At 64.3% G+C, this 15,123-nt stretch carries 16 protein-coding genes; 8 read left to right on the top strand and 8 right to left on the bottom strand.

All coding sequences use genetic code 11. The features are described 5' to 3' along the window. Positions 1–170: 170 nt before the first annotated feature. Genes AC3FKG_RS14100 through AC3FKG_RS14085 form a run of 4 tightly spaced genes read left to right on the top strand, consistent with a single transcriptional unit; the run spans position 171 to position 4,790 of the window. On the top strand, positions 171–2,147 hold the full coding sequence (locus AC3FKG_RS14100) for an FUSC family protein (protein ID WP_488743378.1): 1,977 nt from the start codon (positions 171–173) through the stop codon (positions 2,145–2,147). Then, entirely contained in the window at positions 2,147–2,356 is a 210-nt protein-coding gene (locus AC3FKG_RS14095; RefSeq protein WP_483711652.1) for a DUF1656 domain-containing protein, read from the top strand. Before AC3FKG_RS14100 ends, AC3FKG_RS14095 begins: the two co-directional genes overlap by 1 nt. Then, a complete protein-coding gene (locus tag AC3FKG_RS14090; protein WP_488743377.1) occupies positions 2,353–3,330 on the top strand; it encodes an efflux RND transporter periplasmic adaptor subunit in 978 nt (325 codons plus the stop codon). Before AC3FKG_RS14095 ends, AC3FKG_RS14090 begins: the two co-directional genes overlap by 4 nt. Further along, the gene (locus tag AC3FKG_RS14085) at positions 3,327–4,790 is read left to right on the top strand and encodes an efflux transporter outer membrane subunit (protein ID WP_488743376.1); all 1,464 of its coding nucleotides are present in this window, start codon (positions 3,327–3,329) and stop codon (positions 4,788–4,790) included. The genes AC3FKG_RS14090 and AC3FKG_RS14085 overlap by 4 nt, the downstream gene beginning before the upstream one ends. A 467-nt stretch (positions 4,791–5,257) precedes the next feature. On the opposite strand, the gene AC3FKG_RS14080 is transcribed toward AC3FKG_RS14085, so the two are convergent. From AC3FKG_RS14080 to AC3FKG_RS14070, 3 genes are all read right to left on the bottom strand, one after another. Further along, positions 5,258–5,620 carry a DUF3307 domain-containing protein gene (locus AC3FKG_RS14080; protein ID WP_488743375.1) on the bottom strand — a complete coding sequence of 121 codons (363 nt, stop codon included), beginning with the start codon at positions 5,618–5,620 and terminating at the stop codon, positions 5,258–5,260. A gap of 214 nt (positions 5,621–5,834) precedes the next feature. Then, a complete protein-coding gene (locus AC3FKG_RS14075; RefSeq protein WP_488743418.1) occupies positions 5,835–5,999 on the bottom strand; it encodes a hypothetical protein in 165 nt (54 codons plus the stop codon). 531 nt (positions 6,000–6,530) lie between these two features. Then, positions 6,531–7,373 (bottom strand): c-type cytochrome, encoded by an 843-nt coding sequence (locus AC3FKG_RS14070; protein WP_483711648.1) that lies wholly within the window; start codon positions 7,371–7,373, stop codon positions 6,531–6,533. 474 nt (positions 7,374–7,847) lie between these two features. Between AC3FKG_RS14070 and AC3FKG_RS14065 the strand changes: the two genes are divergently transcribed. From AC3FKG_RS14065 to AC3FKG_RS14050, 4 genes are all read left to right on the top strand, one after another. After that, on the top strand, positions 7,848–8,168 hold the full coding sequence (locus tag AC3FKG_RS14065; protein WP_483711647.1) for a hypothetical protein: 321 nt from the start codon (positions 7,848–7,850) through the stop codon (positions 8,166–8,168). A gap of 3 nt (positions 8,169–8,171) precedes the next feature. After that, on the top strand, positions 8,172–8,303 hold the full coding sequence (locus AC3FKG_RS14060; protein WP_483711646.1) for a hypothetical protein: 132 nt from the start codon (positions 8,172–8,174) through the stop codon (positions 8,301–8,303). 253 nt (positions 8,304–8,556) lie between these two features. After that, entirely contained in the window at positions 8,557–9,615 is a 1,059-nt protein-coding gene (locus AC3FKG_RS14055; protein ID WP_483711645.1) for a beta-keto acid cleavage family enzyme, read from the top strand. A gap of 97 nt (positions 9,616–9,712) precedes the next feature. Beyond that, positions 9,713–10,141, top strand: a complete 429-nt coding sequence (locus AC3FKG_RS14050; RefSeq protein ID WP_483711644.1) for a nuclear transport factor 2 family protein — start codon at positions 9,713–9,715, stop codon at positions 10,139–10,141. 81 nt (positions 10,142–10,222) lie between these two features. On the opposite strand, the gene AC3FKG_RS14045 is transcribed toward AC3FKG_RS14050, so the two are convergent. The 5 genes from AC3FKG_RS14045 to AC3FKG_RS14025 form a co-directional block, all read right to left on the bottom strand. Next, the gene (locus tag AC3FKG_RS14045) at positions 10,223–11,593 is read right to left on the bottom strand and encodes an MFS transporter (RefSeq protein WP_483711643.1); all 1,371 of its coding nucleotides are present in this window, start codon (positions 11,591–11,593) and stop codon (positions 10,223–10,225) included. A 572-nt stretch (positions 11,594–12,165) separates the two neighbouring features. Next, positions 12,166–12,594 carry a PRC-barrel domain-containing protein gene (locus AC3FKG_RS14040; protein ID WP_483711642.1) on the bottom strand — a complete coding sequence of 143 codons (429 nt, stop codon included), beginning with the start codon at positions 12,592–12,594 and terminating at the stop codon, positions 12,166–12,168. Between the two features lie 80 nt (positions 12,595–12,674). Beyond that, a complete protein-coding gene (gene phnE / locus AC3FKG_RS14035; protein ID WP_483711641.1) occupies positions 12,675–13,463 on the bottom strand; it encodes a phosphonate ABC transporter, permease protein PhnE in 789 nt (262 codons plus the stop codon). A 3-nt stretch (positions 13,464–13,466) separates the two neighbouring features. Beyond that, the gene (locus AC3FKG_RS14030; protein WP_483711640.1) at positions 13,467–14,288 is read right to left on the bottom strand and encodes a PhnE/PtxC family ABC transporter permease; all 822 of its coding nucleotides are present in this window, start codon (positions 14,286–14,288) and stop codon (positions 13,467–13,469) included. Next, the gene (locus AC3FKG_RS14025) at positions 14,285–15,118 is read right to left on the bottom strand and encodes a phosphonate ABC transporter ATP-binding protein (RefSeq protein WP_483711639.1); all 834 of its coding nucleotides are present in this window, start codon (positions 15,116–15,118) and stop codon (positions 14,285–14,287) included. Before AC3FKG_RS14025 ends, AC3FKG_RS14030 begins: the two co-directional genes overlap by 4 nt. Between the last annotated feature and the right edge of the window lie 5 nt (positions 15,119–15,123).

The following is a 15,123-nucleotide window of genomic DNA, read 5'->3' as shown; positions in this document are numbered from 1 at the left end:
ATTTCCCTTGCAGAAGAGTCGAAGATCGACAAATTTGGGATCCATGTTTCCGTCACGAAACGACCACGCGAGAGCGACGGGCCGAGGGAGTCTGGTCGTGATCAAACAAGGTATATCGGTCGCAGTGGCGGTGGCTGTCTTATTACTGGGGAATCGGGGGGGTGAGTAACATGGGTAGTTGGCCATCCGCACGAGACTGGATTTTTTCCTTCAAGGCCTTCGTCGCCGCAATGCTGGCATTGTGGATTGCGATGTACCTTGGCTTGCCGCGCCCGTACTGGGCGATGGGGTCCGTTTACATCGTGGCGCATCCGCTCACCGGTGCCACGCGCTCGAAGGCGCTGTACCGCGTGCTCGGCACGCTGCTGGGCGCGGCGGCTGGCGTGGCGATGGTGCCGCCGCTGGTCAGTTCCCCGCCGTTACTGATCGCGGCCGTAGCGATCTGGGTGGCCTGCCTGCTCTATGTGGCCTTGCTGCACCGTACGCCGCGCAGCTATTTGTTCATGCTGGCAGCCTACACCTTGCCGCTGGTGGCGTTGCCGTCTGTCGATAATCCTGTTGGCATCTTTGACTTCGCCGTGGCGCGTTCCGAAGAGATTTGTCTCGGAATTCTCTGCGCAAGCGTGGTGGGTGCAGTGATCATGCCGGCCAGCGTGGCTGGAGTGTTGCACAACAAATCGCGGCAGTGGATGGCAGATGCCGCGCTGTGGGCCAGCGACATGCTCTCGCCAAGCCCCAGTGCACAGGTGACCCGTCATCACAGCCGACATCGCCTGGCCGCAGACATCCTGGCATTGGACCAGTTGATCAGCCAACTGAGCTATGACTCCGAGAGCGCCGCGCACGTGCATGCCGCTCGTGAATTGCGCGGGCGGATGACGATGCTGCTTCCAGTGCTGTCGTCGCTTGCGTCGATCGTCGAAGCGATGCGGGTTGTCGGCGGTGTCCCAGCGCCGCTAGCCTTGCGGATGCGCACGCTGAAGGACTGGATTGAGGGTGGCGGGACCGATGCACTGCCTCTTGCTCACAGTCCGATGCTGCCTGAACCTGGCCGTGATGCCACGCTCGCCGCGGCCGCGGAAGACCGGCTGCAACAGCTGGCGGCGCTCTGGGACGACTGCGGGACGCTGTGCCGCCGCCTGGGCGAGAAGCATATTGCCAGCCAATGGACGCCCAGGTTCGTGCGCTGGGAGGTGGGCCGTGCACGCCATTATGACCACGGCATGCTGCTGTTCTCGACCGTCACGGTGGCGCTTGCGATCTTCGCGATGGGCATGTTGTGGGTCCAGATGGGTTGGGCCGACGGGGCAGGCGCGGTGGCGCTTGGTGCGATCTCGTGCTGCTTCTTCGCTGCGCTCGATGAGCCCGCGCCGATGATCAGATCGTTCTTTCACTGGAACGTGGTTTGCCTCTTGATCTCGCTCGTGATGCTGTTCGCGGTGCTGCCGGTTGCGCATGACTTCGAGATGCTCGTGCTGATGTTCGCGGTGCCATACCTGATTATCGGGCTCCTCGTGGCCCAGCCGCGCCTGGCCATGATCGGCATGCCGCTGGCCGTGGTCACGGCCAACGACATCGGCATCCAGGGCGCCTACAGTGCCAACTTCCAGTCGTTCTTCAACAGCAACGTGGCTGGCATCGCGGGCATAGCGTTTGCGCTGGCATGGACGCTTGTCGTGCGTCCGTTCGGTACGCGTGCTGCCACGCGGCGCCTCGTGCGCGCCGGCTGGGGCGATATCGCCGAGAACGCCATGGGCACGCGGGGCGACTCCCATGCCAGATTGCGCGCGCGCATGCTGGACCGCCTGGCGCAACTGGTGCCACGACTAGCCGCAACGGAGAGCGAGGTGTCGAACGACGGCTTCAGCGAAGTGCGTGTGGAACTGACCACGCTGGCGCTGCAGCGGGAGTTGGCAGACATGCGGCCAGACGAGCAGCATGCGGTAAGACGTGTGCTGCGCAGCATCTCCGCCTACTACAAGGCACGCCTTGACGGCACGCTGGATGCACCACCGCTGGCGTTGCGCAAGCGCCTGGCCAATGCGCAACAGAAGGTGCGCTCGCGCATCGCACTGGCCGCGCTTGTCGAAATGCAGGTGGCCCTGTTTCCTCCGGCGCTGCCGGAATCCGTTTCCGGAGAAGCTTGATGCCCGGTGAAATCAGCATCTATGGCGTATTCATTCCCAGCCTGCTGGTGTGGATGCTCGCCGCCTTCATCATCACGAGCGCCGCGCGTGCCGTACTGGCCCGGGTGGGCTTCTACAGGCACGTCTGGCATCGTTCCCTCTTCAATCTGGCGCTCTACGCAATCGTCCTCGGTGGGGTGGTTGGCATCGTGCCTTGGCTGCAGTCATGAAATTCAAACTCTCTTCTCTTTGGCCGGTCCTGCTTACACTGACCGTCACTGCCGTGGGCGTGGTCGTCGTCAAGCACCTTTGGGACTATTACACGGTGGCGCCATGGACCCGCGATGGGCATATCCGTGCCGACGTGGTGCAGGTGGCACCGGATGTTTCGGGGCTCGTCACCCGCATTGCGGTCAAGGACAACGAGCATGTGAAGGCGGGCGATGTTCTGTTCGAGATTGATCGCGAACGCTATGCACTGGCGCTGCGCCAGGCAGAGGCCACCGCGGCGGCGGTACGTGCAAATCTTGCGCAGGCACGGCGTGAGGCCTCGCGCAGCCAGACGCTCTCCGAGGTAGTGTCGAAGGAGATCGTCGAAGAAGGCCACGCCAAGGTGCAGCAGGGCGAAGCCCAGCTTGCGCAGACAGAAGCCGCCGTCGACGTGGCAAAGCTCAACCTGTCGCGCACGCGCGTACTGAGTCCGGTGGAAGGCTACGTCAATGACCGGCTGCCCCGGCTGGGCGACTATGTCGTGACCGGCAAGCCGGTGCTGTCGATGGTCGATTCGAAATCCTTCCACGTGGAAGGCTATTTCGAGGAGACCAAGCTGCCAGGCATCCATGTCGGGAGCCCGGTCGATATCCGGATCATGGGCGAGCAGCGTGTGCTGCACGGCCATGTGCAGAGCATCGCGGCCGGCATTGAAGACCGGGACCGCACCAATGGGTCGAACCTGCTGCCAAATGTGAATCCGACGTTCAACTGGGTCCGCCTGGCCCAGCGCATCCCGGTACGGATCCAGTTTGACGAGACGCCCGAGGCTGTGCGGCTGGTGGCGGGACGAACTGCCACGGTGTCGGTGAAGGGCGACATCGGCAAGGCGGACGGCCGATCTGGCGCGGCCGCGGAGGCTGGCAAGGATCTCCCGCATGACCAGGTCGCGCGGGCCGGCAAGGAGACGTCGATCACCGGAGCCGTGCAGTGAACCGCTTTTCCCGCGCCACGCTGGTGGCGATGTTGCCGCTGGCGCTGGCTGCCTGCATGACTGTCGGCCTCGATCACAAGGTGCCCGACGATGCAGTCATAAGATCATCGGCTGCGAATGGCCCCTTCGCAGGCACGGACAATGCCGCGGTCTCGATCGGCGAGGTTCCGGCTAACTGGTGGCGTCTGTACGACGATCCGCAAATCGACGCGCTGGTGAAACAGGCGCTGGTCGCCAACACCGACCTGCGCGTGGCGGCGGCCAACCTGAAGCGTGCCATCGCCGTCTATCACGAGGTCGAAGCGGAAAACCTGCCGGAAGCCAGGTTCAAGGCGGGCGTGCAACGCGGGCAGATCGCCGGGGAGCCGCTGCTCCATGAAGAGAAGATTCCTGCGATGAACTTCGGCGACATCGGATTCGAGGTCTCGTACCTGCTCGATTTCTGGGGCAAGCTTGCGCGCGCCGACGAAGCCGCACTTGCCGCCGCACAGGCCAGCCACGCGGCGTTGGACCAGGCCCGCGTGGGCGTCGTGGCGGAAACGGTTCGAGCTTATGTGCAGGGTTGCACGGCCACGCATGAATTGCACGTCGCGGAACACCAGCTTGAGCTGCAGGAGCGCGGCGTCCAGCTGGCGCAGAAACTCGTGGATGCCGGCCGCGGCCAGCCGACAGACTTGCTTCGTGCACAGGCACAGGCCGATACGTTGCGATCGGCACTCCCGCGATATCGCGCCGAGCGCGAAGCTGCCGCATACAGGCTTGCCGTGATGCTGGGCAAGCCGCCTGGGGCGCTTGATCTCAGTAGCATGGCCTGCGAACGCGTGCCGGCGTTGCAGCAACCATTGCCCGTTGGCGATGGTGCCGCATTGCTCAAGCGCCGGCCCGATGTCCGCCAGGCTGAGCGAGAGCTGGCGTCGGCGACAGGGAAGATCGGCGTGGCTACGGCCGACCTGTATCCGCAGATTCGTATCGGCGCTTCGGCAGGCTTCACCGGTATCCTCGATCACCTCGGGCAGGCGCCCACTGCGCACTGGGGGTGGGGACCGCTGATATCATGGACCATCCCGACCAGCGGCACGCGCGCGCGCATCCACGGCATGGAGGCTGGCGCCGAAGGCGCGCTCGCGCACTTCGACGGGGTGGTGCTGAAGGCGCTGCGCGAAACGCAGAGCGCGCTGTCGGCCTACACGCACGAGCTTGAACGCAATCAGTCCCTGCATGCGGCGCGTGACAAGGCCAACGAGGCAGCACGGCAGAACCGGCTGCTGTGGCAGGCGGGACGTTCGCCCTATCTGCAAAGCCTGGACGCGGATCGTACCCTGGCCAATACCGATGCCGCGCTGGCCGCATCGGATGCGCAGCTAGCGATGGACCAGATCAACCTGTTCCTCGCGCTCGGCGGCGGGTGGCAGGGTGCGCCAGCTATTGCAAGCCATCCTGTCGGAGACGAGGCGCATTGACGGGGGTGGAAAGCGGGACAGACCGACACGAATTCGTCAAAAATTTGTCACTCAGTCAGAGAAGTATCGGCGTGTCCCACTGATATGAGTTTATCCAATAAACATTTCGACTGCTGTGCGAACTTTAGTTCGTAATTTTGAAATTATTGTGCATGAATGATTATAAATTCTGACTTACTCCTGCCACATGACAGTTGCGCAAATAGCGGCAGTGTCGGTGGGTGGTTTAGAGCAGGCCGCTGAAATACCTCCAGCGGAAGTCAGCGCGACGACTGGCCGAAGCGTTGATTTTGGGCACTTCGCTGTCCGGGCGTCGGCGCCATCTTATGTGCACGTCAGTCGCGGGCGAGCTCGGCAATGACCGAGTCCATCACAGGCACCAGGGCCTTGGCTTGTCGCCTACGACCGACGATTTCCAGCCAGCAGCACTGTCCCCCTGCGCGTCGCTGGCAGTGGGTCTAGCGCTTTCAGTCCAGCCTCCCAACCAGCCAGACGATGGCAAGATAGGTCAGCACGTGCGCGTACTGGTCCAGGCCAAATGCCCACCAGAACTGCGGCAGATTCGGTGTCAACTTGGCGCGTCGGCCGAGGCGCACCTTCCAGCGATCGATCATGTAGTGAACGACAGTGTCGAAGATCCCTAGCCAGAGCCAGTAGGCCATACCGAAGCCGACGAGCAGCACCGCGGTACACAGGCCATGCAAGCCCGCGTGGGCATAACCACCTGGGCTCCGGAAATCGCCCTTGCCAGCCAGCATCCAGCTCGGCTGCCACAGGTAGTCGCAGAGGAGATGCTTGGTGAACAGCGCGAACAGCAGCGGCAACGCCATGGCGAGCCCTCCACCCAAAGTCATGCCGGACCGTTCGCAGAACGACTGCACCCAACGCATAGGGTGGCGACGGACGCCCAGCTTGCCCATACTCAGCCGCAATGGCTAACGGGCTGTCAAGCGAGTTTTGTGCGCACATGGTGGGGGAGCCACCTGGCGGTCGCTTGTGTGCGAACCGATCAAGAGGCGGGGCTTGTCGCGCTTGCCGATGACTTCAGCTGCGCCGATCAAATCCCCCAGGGATTGGCCAGCATCCGCCGGTCCCTTCGAAGTCCTTGCCGTTGCACGTGGCCAAAGTGGCGGCGTGGTGCCGGCAAATGGCGGCAATTTGCGCATCGGCCATGCTGATCGGACGACCTGCTCGTTCACGCTGGGACACGAGGGCGGCGTAGTGCACGGTGGCGTTCTCGTCGAATGGCAGCACCCGGTCAGCGAATTCCTCGTCGAGCGAATGGCTCGATCAACAGACCCCAGAGTCCCTGACCATTACTGCCGTGACCGTTGCTGAGTTGCTGTACGGCATTGCTCGTCTGCCTGACGGACGCCGAAAGTCCGGGCTACGGGACGCCGCGGTGCAGATGCGATGACGGCCGGCTGCTAGCACGCTTCGGGCGGAGGGCCAGATTGTCGTTCGCGGCGGAGGGCTGTGTATTTACTAGACATAAGCGCAGTTATGTCTAAAAAATGACATGGAAATTATGAAACACTACGTATTACGTAGTTATACATGTAACGGTTCGCCACTTGATAAAGGTGGCGCTTCACGAAGAGGCGCGGGCAGGTCGTCGGGAAAACAGGCAAAAAATGTTCCTGCGCAAAAGTATTGTTCGGCGTGTGGGTTGCCTGGCAAGAACCCCAGGCGCGTCTCGTTTGGCGCGTCCGGTCAACGAACGCGCTTCGGTGTGCTGGCTCACGGCTTGCCCGCAAACGGCTGCGGCTTGAGCGTCCCCAGGTAGGCGACCAACGCGTCCATGTCGGCATCGTTGATGTTCTTGTACCAGTCGAACGCCATTGGCGGCTTGTAGTGCACGCCGTCCTTGCCGGTCCCGCGGATGGCCCGCGCGATCTGCGCCTTGGTCCAGCCCTTGAGCCCGCTTTCATGCGGCGTCAGGTTGCGAGAGACGCTTTCTCCCCAGGGGCCCTTGAATACCTGGCCGCCGGCACCGAGGCGCGCGTGCACCAGCATGCCTTTTTCGTCGCGAGGCGTATGACAATCCATGCAGTGACCGATGTCGGCGAGGTATTGCCCGTACCTGATCGTCTGCTTGGGAGAGGGCGCCTGAAGGCTCTGTACGGCGGGGCCGTAATTCGGCGGTAACGGGATGTTGTAGCTGGACTTGGCAACGGCGTTCTTCACCGGCGGTTGGGCTCGCAGGTAGGCGATGATTGCGGCGAGGTCCGCATCCGACATGCGCCGGTAGAACTCGATGGGCATGGGCGGCCCGATGACGCTCCCGTCCGGCCGGATGCCTTCGCGGATCGCCTTGGCGAGTTGTGCATCGGTCCATTTGCCGATGCCGGTCTCAGGGTCGGGCGTGATATTGGCCGCGTAGGCCTTGAATGGCGGTTCGTCGAAGACCATGCCTCCGGACAGGCCTCGGGCGGCCAGCGGTTCGCCTTTCTCACCTCTGGCAGCGTGGCAATTGCCGCACGCCACCACACCCTCCATCAGGTACTTGCCGCGCGCGAAGAGTTGATCGTCCCGCGCGTCGGCCGCGCCGATGCGCACCGCGAGCAGCAGGCCCGCGGCCAACCGCAAATACGTCCCCATGACGCCTCCCTGTTATTGTCAAGTGGGCCATGTGCCCACGCATGTTTTGTTGGCCGGAGTATAGGTAGCTTCCGTCCGAACACAATCATCCGATCGGTTGATCCGGAAGACCGGGTGTCGGGTGTGGCAAGGGAGGCCGGAGTTGCCAGTGGACGAACTGGGAGGCTAATCGGCGGGAATGACAGCGGAGGGTTCCACTGATAATGCCTGCGGCTTTGGTGCGTGGAGCCGCATTATTACGCCCAGAACACCTGATGTGGGGAAGGGCGCCTTCAAGAAGCATTCAATGCCCCGGATTCGCCAGCACAGGCCGCCAACAGCATCTCGCAGAATTCCCCGACAATGGAGAAATCGACATCGTCTTGTGCCGGATGAGCCCGATGCGCCGGCGGATCTCGGGCTCGACGATCGGCATGGCCCGCACATGGGCGCCCGGCAGCGCGGAGAGCGCCAGCGATGGCACGATCGCACAGCCAGGCCAGCCTCGACCAGCGCCATCAGGCACGACACGTGCTCCACCTCTTAGGCGTGGGCATCCTTGGCGGCTACTTCGCGGCCTATGCCGACGCGCAGGCGCAGCGCTCGGTACAGCTGGCGGCAGCCGCGTTCCGTGACGTGCGCGACATTTCCTTCGACATTGCCACCGTCGACGCGGTGCGCCAGGCGCCTTATGCCGCGCCGCGCTTCGACACCCTTTCGATCCACGTGAACGGCCATGCGCTTGACCCGGCGAAGACGCTCGGCATGCTCACGCAGCCGATCTCGTTCGCGGGATAGCCGGTGGTCACGATGCCGGTGGCCGATGCGGCATCGCCGCTGCCGCGCGGCGTGAAGGTGATCGCCGCGCCGTGGCACGAGGACCACTGCTTCGCCGCCGCGCGACGCATCGTCGAACATCTCGCCCCACGCTGATTTGCCCTTCGCACAGGCCTGTGGCCAGGCCGGATCGTGCGGCCTTGGCGCCTTTGCCCTGGAACAGAGCGGGCGGGGGTATCGACTCGGGGGGAAGGCATTTCTCCCCGCTTCTTGAGCCGTGGCCGCCGGGGTGTCCCGGTTAGTTAAATCGATGTCCCTATATGTCAAATGACATGGCTCGTCTTCGCAAATAATGAGTGCGTGGGAGCCGGGTCGGTCCGGTTCCGAAATCTCCCTTCCCGGACTTGCCATGAACTTCCTTGACGGACACCTGTTCCCCGAAAACCAGCAACCCCTGATCATCACGGCCGCGCCCTATGCTCCGTCGTGGATGCCGTCGGACTTCCCCGGCGAGATCCCCGTCACCATGGAAGAGCAAATCCAGAAGGCGGTGGATTGCTACAACGCTGGCGCCACCGTGCTGCACCTGCATGTGCGCGAACTGGATGGCAAGGGCTCCAAGCGCCTGTCCAAGTTCAACGAGCTCATCGCCGGCGTTCGTGCGCGCGTTCCCGAGATGATCATCCAGGTCGGCGGTTCCATCAGCTTCGCTCCGGAAACCGAAGGCGCGGCTGCAAAGTGGCTCTCGGACGACACCCGCCACATGCTGGCCGAACTCGATCCGAAGCCGGACCAGGTGACGGTAACGGTCAATACGTCGCAGATGAACGTCCTTGAGCAGTTCGACCACCGCGACATCGCAGGCAGCTCGATGGAAGATCCCGCGGTCTTCAATGCCTACAAGGAAATGACGGTGCCGGCGCAGCCGGGCTGGGTCGAGGAACACGTCCGCCGCCTCACCGCCGCGGGGATCCAGAGCGCGTTCCAGTGCTACAACGTCAACAGCTTCGAGTCCGTGGAACGGCTGATGCGCCGCGGCATCTACAAGGGCCCGCTGGTCATGAACTGGGTGGCGATCGGCGGCGGCATGGACTCGCCGACGGTCTACAGCCTGGCCAACTTCATGCGCGGCGTGCCGGACGGGGCCGTGGTGACGGTGGAAAGCTCGGTGCTCAACGTGCTGCCGGTCAATACCATGGGCATTGCGATGGGGCTGCACGTTCGCTGTGGCACGGAAGACAATCTCTGGAACCAGACGCGTACGCAAAAGATTGGCACGGCGGCACAGGTCGAGCAACTGGTGCGCATCTCGCGTGAACTGAGCCGCCCGATCGCGACCGCCAAGGAAGCGCGCGAAATGTCCAAGATCGGCGTGTTCTATGACACGGTCGAGGAATCGCTGCAGGCCAACGGCTTCGCGCCCAACCGGAACGGTGGCCGTCAGGGCTATCTGCAGAAGGCCGCCTGATCGGGCGCGCATTCCCGCATGCCAGGGCTTGTCCGGGCCGGATCCCTTCTCCGGCCCGGACGGGCTTTAGCGGCCACACAACCGGGTAATGGAAACAATGAATAACGCTGAGCGTCTGCACCACGTCATGGCTGCCGAGCAAACCGTGACGCGCTTGTACTACACCCTCGACCGCAGTGACTATGCTGGTGCCTCCCGTTGCTTCGTGCGCGACGGCATCTGGGAGCGCAGTGGTAATGCGCTCCATGGACACGAGCAGATCCTCGCTTCCCTGAACAAGCGGCCCGCGACGCTGCTGACGCGACACTATGTCAGCAATTTCCTGGTCCTTGAACATAGCGGATCCCGCGCCAAGGTTGCCTTCAACCTGGCTGTCTATCGCTCCGACAAGGGCGAAGCGCCAGCGCTGCCCGTAGCCGGCACGGTACCGGCCATGCTGGCCGAGGTGGAATGCGAGTTGACCTGCAGCGAACAGGGCGACTGGCTGATCCAGCGCCTCGATCCCTTGATCACGTTCACGGCCTGAGGCCGCTTCGTCGCCGATACAGATGCTACGGGTTCCCGTAGCATCTGTCTTTGCATCGGGCCTGGGGCCCAGCCCCGCTGGTCATGTCACGTGCCGCGTTGTTCCACTGTCGTGCGCGAAGCCCGGATCATCGTACTCGCGCGAGATGTCCTTCCTGGTGTAGTCACGCAATTGCGAGGCGGCAAACACGCTGAGTCCCGCACACACCAGCACGTAGACGGCAATCGCATACCCGGTGTGGTAGCGCGCGAACAGGGCCGTCGCGATCAACGGGGCGGGGCCGCCTGCGATGACTGAAGCGAGCTGGTAGCCCATCGATGCACCGCTGTAACGCAATCGTCCGGTGAACGTCTCGGCGATCAATGCCGCCTGCGGGCCGTACATCATCGCGTGCGGGACCAGCGAGAGCACGATCGCGGCGAATACCCACATCGGATTGCGGGTGTCGACCATCGCGAAGAACACGAAGCCGAACACGCCCACCGCCAACGCGCCCGCAATATACATGCGGCGCCGTCCCCACACGTCCGACAGGTGCCCGAAGAACGGTATCGTGAAGAACTCCAGTACGGCCGCGGCCAGCACGGCGGTCAACAGCAGGTTGCGCGACATGCCCAGTGTCATGACGCCATAGGTGAACACAAAAGCGGTGAAAATATAGAAGGGCGCTTGCTCGGCCATGCGGACCAGGGCCGACAGGATGATGTCCTTCGGCTGGCGGCGAATCACTTCCAGCATCGGCGTCTTCTCGATCCGGTGCTCGGCCAGCAGGCGCGCGAAGACTGGTGTTTCGAGCACGGTGAGCCGGATATAGAGCCCGATCGCGACCAGCACGATGCTGAGCAGGAATGGTACGCGCCAGCCCCAGCTCAGGAACTGGTCACCGGCCAGCCAGCTCATCGCCAGCACCGCCAGGTTGGCCAGGAACAATCCCGCCGGCACGCCGAATTGCGGCCAGGAGGCGATCAGGCCGCGATGCGCATCGGAACGCGCCCATTCCATCGACATCAGGACCGAGCCACCCCATTCGCCGCCCACGCCTACGCCCTGGATAAAGCGCAACACCGTCAGCGCCACCGCGCCCCAGATACCGATCCGTGCATAGGAAGGCACGAACGCGACGGCAAACGTCGCCACCCCCATCAGCAGCAGCGTGGCCACCAGCGTGGCCTTGCGACCGATGCGGTCGCCGTAGTGGCCGAAGATGGCAGCGCCGATTGGCCGCGCGATAAAGCCGACGGCATAGATCAGGAACGCCTGCAGCGTCCCGACGAGCGGATCGGATTCTGGAAAGTACAGCTTGGCGAACACCAGGCCGGTGACTGTGCTGTACAGGAAGAAGTCATACCACTCGATCGTGGTGCCGACTGTGCTGGCGATCACGGCGCGACGCAACTGGCGCCGTGCCTCCGATTCAGTGAGGGGCATCGCCCCGGCTTGCGCGGGATCCATTTGCATATCCCCAATAGGCGATATACCGGTATGGACAGCCGGCGCCTGAAGGCGTTCCCGCCGGAGCTTTCTTGTCGAAAATGCCTTCAGCTTCGTACTCGCGAGCCAGATGCAGGGAACGCGTCACTGCATTTGTAACAGTAGACAGGACGGATTCCGCGCAGGCATCATGCGGCTCCTGATCGTCGGAGGACACGACGTTCTCCCGGGCAGCCTTCGCACCCAAGGCTGAGCGGCACCGCCGCGGCCATGGTCACGCTCTTGCGCCACACGAGCCAATCGATGCATCCGGTGGCCAATGCACCTGCCTGCTCCAGGTCCTATCTCACCCGCGGTCGCAGCGTCGGGTGCAACGCCGGTTCTTTACCTGGGCGTGGCATGCCGGAGCGTCCAGCACGATGCACGGCGTGTCCGGAATGACGCCATTCGGGCAGTGAAGCGCTGCCGAGCCCGCCCTATCCTAGAGGCAGATCTCAGCCCCATGACATGCAGGATGGCGGCCTGGCCGACGGCAGGCAGCTGGTGGACGCGATGGACCCCGTCGACACCATGACGGGGCCGAACGTCGAGGATCAGGGCGCCGGCTGGACCAACCAGTACGGCTCGCGCTCATAGTAGCGATGCACATCGATGGCCCATTGTTCATCGACCATGCTGGGCCAGTTGTCCTTGTGAAAGCCCGGTCCGTACTTGATGCGGTTGGCGCTAAGGCCCACGCGCAAGCATTTGGCGTCCGTGTCCATGACCAGCGCGCTCCACGGAATGGCATGCAGCGTCTCGCCCATGCCGAGGAAGCCGCCGGTCGCCAGGACCACATAGGCGACGCTGCCGTGTGGGACGTCGATCATGATCTCCTTGATATCGCCAACGTATTCGTTGTCGGTCGAGTAGACCCGGGTCGCGTCGAAGCTTGATGCCGCCATGACTTCCGGTCCGGGACCCTTGCCAACGCCGCTGCCCACGATCGCGGCGCCCAGGTCCGAGGTGAGATAGCGATTCATGACAGGTCTCCAAGCTGTTGCAGGTGCACTGGCGCAGCAATCTGCATGCCTGCTGGCCAACGACCCTGGCCCGCCCCGCGTCATGCGTGCCGGTCTACCCGCATGACCGCGCTGGCGGCGTCGACCACAGCCGCCAGCGCAAGCATGGCGATGATCACCGTGCAAGCCTGGGGCAGGCGGAACAGCGACAGCTCGAAATACAGCATCTGCCCGAGCCCGCCGGCGCCGACAAAGCCAAGGATCGCCGCCATGCGGATATTCGTTTCCCAGCGGTACAGGATGTAGGCCAGGAACTGGGGCCATACGCCGGGCAGCGTCCCATACACGAACACCAGCGCGGCCGGGGTGCCGCCTTCCTTCAGCGCACGCGCGGGCGCCGGCGGCGCATTCTCGAGCGCCTCGGCGAACAGGCGGCCGAGCACGCCCGCCGTGTGCATGGCGAGGGCGAGGGTGCCGGCAAACGGTCCAAGGCCGACTGCCAGCACGGCCAAGGCGGCCCATACCAGTTCCGGAATCGAGCGCAACAGGTTCAGCAGCAAGCGCGACAACGCGCGCAGCGCATCGCCGTAAAGGCCGCAAGCCGGCAGTGCCAGGCCAAAGCCCAGCACCGCCGCGCACAGCGTGCCTACGGCGGACACGGCGAGCGTTTCGAGCATGCTGACCGCGGTCTTTGCGAGGTAGGCGGACGACACGTCCGGCGGGAAGAACGTCAGGAGGAAGTGCGCCATCTCGGCCGCGGCGTCCGCCGAAAGGAGCTGGCCCAGATCGAGCGACAGGTACGCGAAGCTGCCCGACACCGCGGCGGCCACCGCGATCAGGGTGAGCAGGCAGCGCATGCAGAATTGGGCGGCCCGGGCCTTGTTCGCCATGATTCAGTCGAGCAGCTTGCGCAGCCGCGCGCTGAGCGCGTCCGCCAGCAGCACCAGCAGCAGGAACACCAGCAGGATGGTCGCGGCTTCGCCGCCGTTAAGCAGCTTCATGGCCTGGTCCATCAACTGCCCCAGCCCGCCGGCACCCACGAAGCCCATGACCACGGAAGCGCGGATGGCACATTCCCAGCGGTAGACGGTGTACGAGACCAGTTCTTGCGCGGCATGGGGAATCAGGCCGTAGAACAGGGCCGGCAGGCGCCCGCTCCCGCTGGCAAGCAAGGCATGCACGGCGTGCTTGTCGCTGGATTCCAGGATCTCGGCATAGACCTTTGCCAGCATGCCGCCATAGGTGATGGCCAGGGCGAGGACGCCCGCCGCCGCGCCCAGGCCGAGGGCGCGCACGAAGACCAACGCCCATACCAGTTCCGGCACGCCGCGCAGCAGCAGCACCAGGGCGCGCACGCCGGCGCGCACAGCCATGCGCGGTTTGTGTCCGGTTCCAGGGCCGATGCGCGACACGGAAAGGCTGCTCGTCAGTGCCACGGCAAGCGGTGTTGCCACGACAAAGGCGAGTGCAATCCCCGCGGTGGCAATCGCCAGTGTTTCCAGCGTGGCCCTGACCAAAAGACCGAGAAATTCGCCCGACACCTCGGGCGGCAGGAAATTGCGCACGAAAGCGCCTGCCACCTTGAGGTTGCCGGCGTCGAACAAGGTGGAAGGGCTGAACTGGGACAGCCGCAGCAATGGCCACAGCAGGAGCAGCGCGAGGACGAGTCCGCTGGCGCGCCGCAGCGCATGGGGATCGCGCGGGTGGGCGGTCATCGGCACGCCGGCCTGGATGGGGCGCCGTCGCCGCGCGCGCCTGTGGCGACGCTGAGCGGCGGCTGGCCGCCTTGCACCGGCGGCGTCGTGCTTTCGGAGGCATAGAGTTCGCGCAGCAGTGCATCGGTCACGCGTGCGGCCGGCAGGTCGAAGGCGATCTCGCCCGCCTTCAGGCCGACGATGCGGGGAAACCAGCGCAGCGCCAGGTCCACGGCATGCAGGCTGGCCACCAGCGCCACGGCGCGCGTATCCGCTTCCTTGCGCAGTTCGCCCAGCGTGAGGTTGGCCAGCACCGGGTCCATGGCCGAGACCGGCTCGTCCGCCAGGATCAGTTCGGGCCGCTGGTAAAGCACGCGGGCCACCCCCACGCGCTGCAACTGGCCACCCGAGAGCTGGTCGCACCGGTCGAACAGGCGATCAGCCAGCTCAAGGCGGGCCAGCTGTTCGGCGGCGCCATCGATGTCGGCCGGATAGACCAGCGACAACAACGATTTCCAGGCGGGCCAAAGGCCCAGGCGACCGGCCAGGATGGCGGTGATCACGCGCTGGCGCGGGGGCATCGGCGGGGCCTGGTGCACCATGCCGATGCGGCAGCGCAGTTGCCGCAGGCGCGCGGCGGACAGCGCCCAGGGGCTTTGCTCCAGCACCTCGACCCGGCCCTCGCCGGGTCGCAGCGACGTGGCCAGCAAGCGCAGCAAGGAAGTCTTGCCGGCGCCGGACGGACCGATGACCGCGATCGGCTCGCCGCGGCTGGCCGCCAGCGTAATCTGGCTCAGCGCACGTTGTCCGTTGGCGTAGCGGATGCTGGCGGCATCCAGGCGGAAACTCATCAGGG

This window comes from Cupriavidus sp. 22TCCZM04-2 (assembly GCF_057798895.1).
Note: the sequence above shows the minus strand (reverse complement) of the source record. Positions and strands in the feature narration are given on the sequence as shown.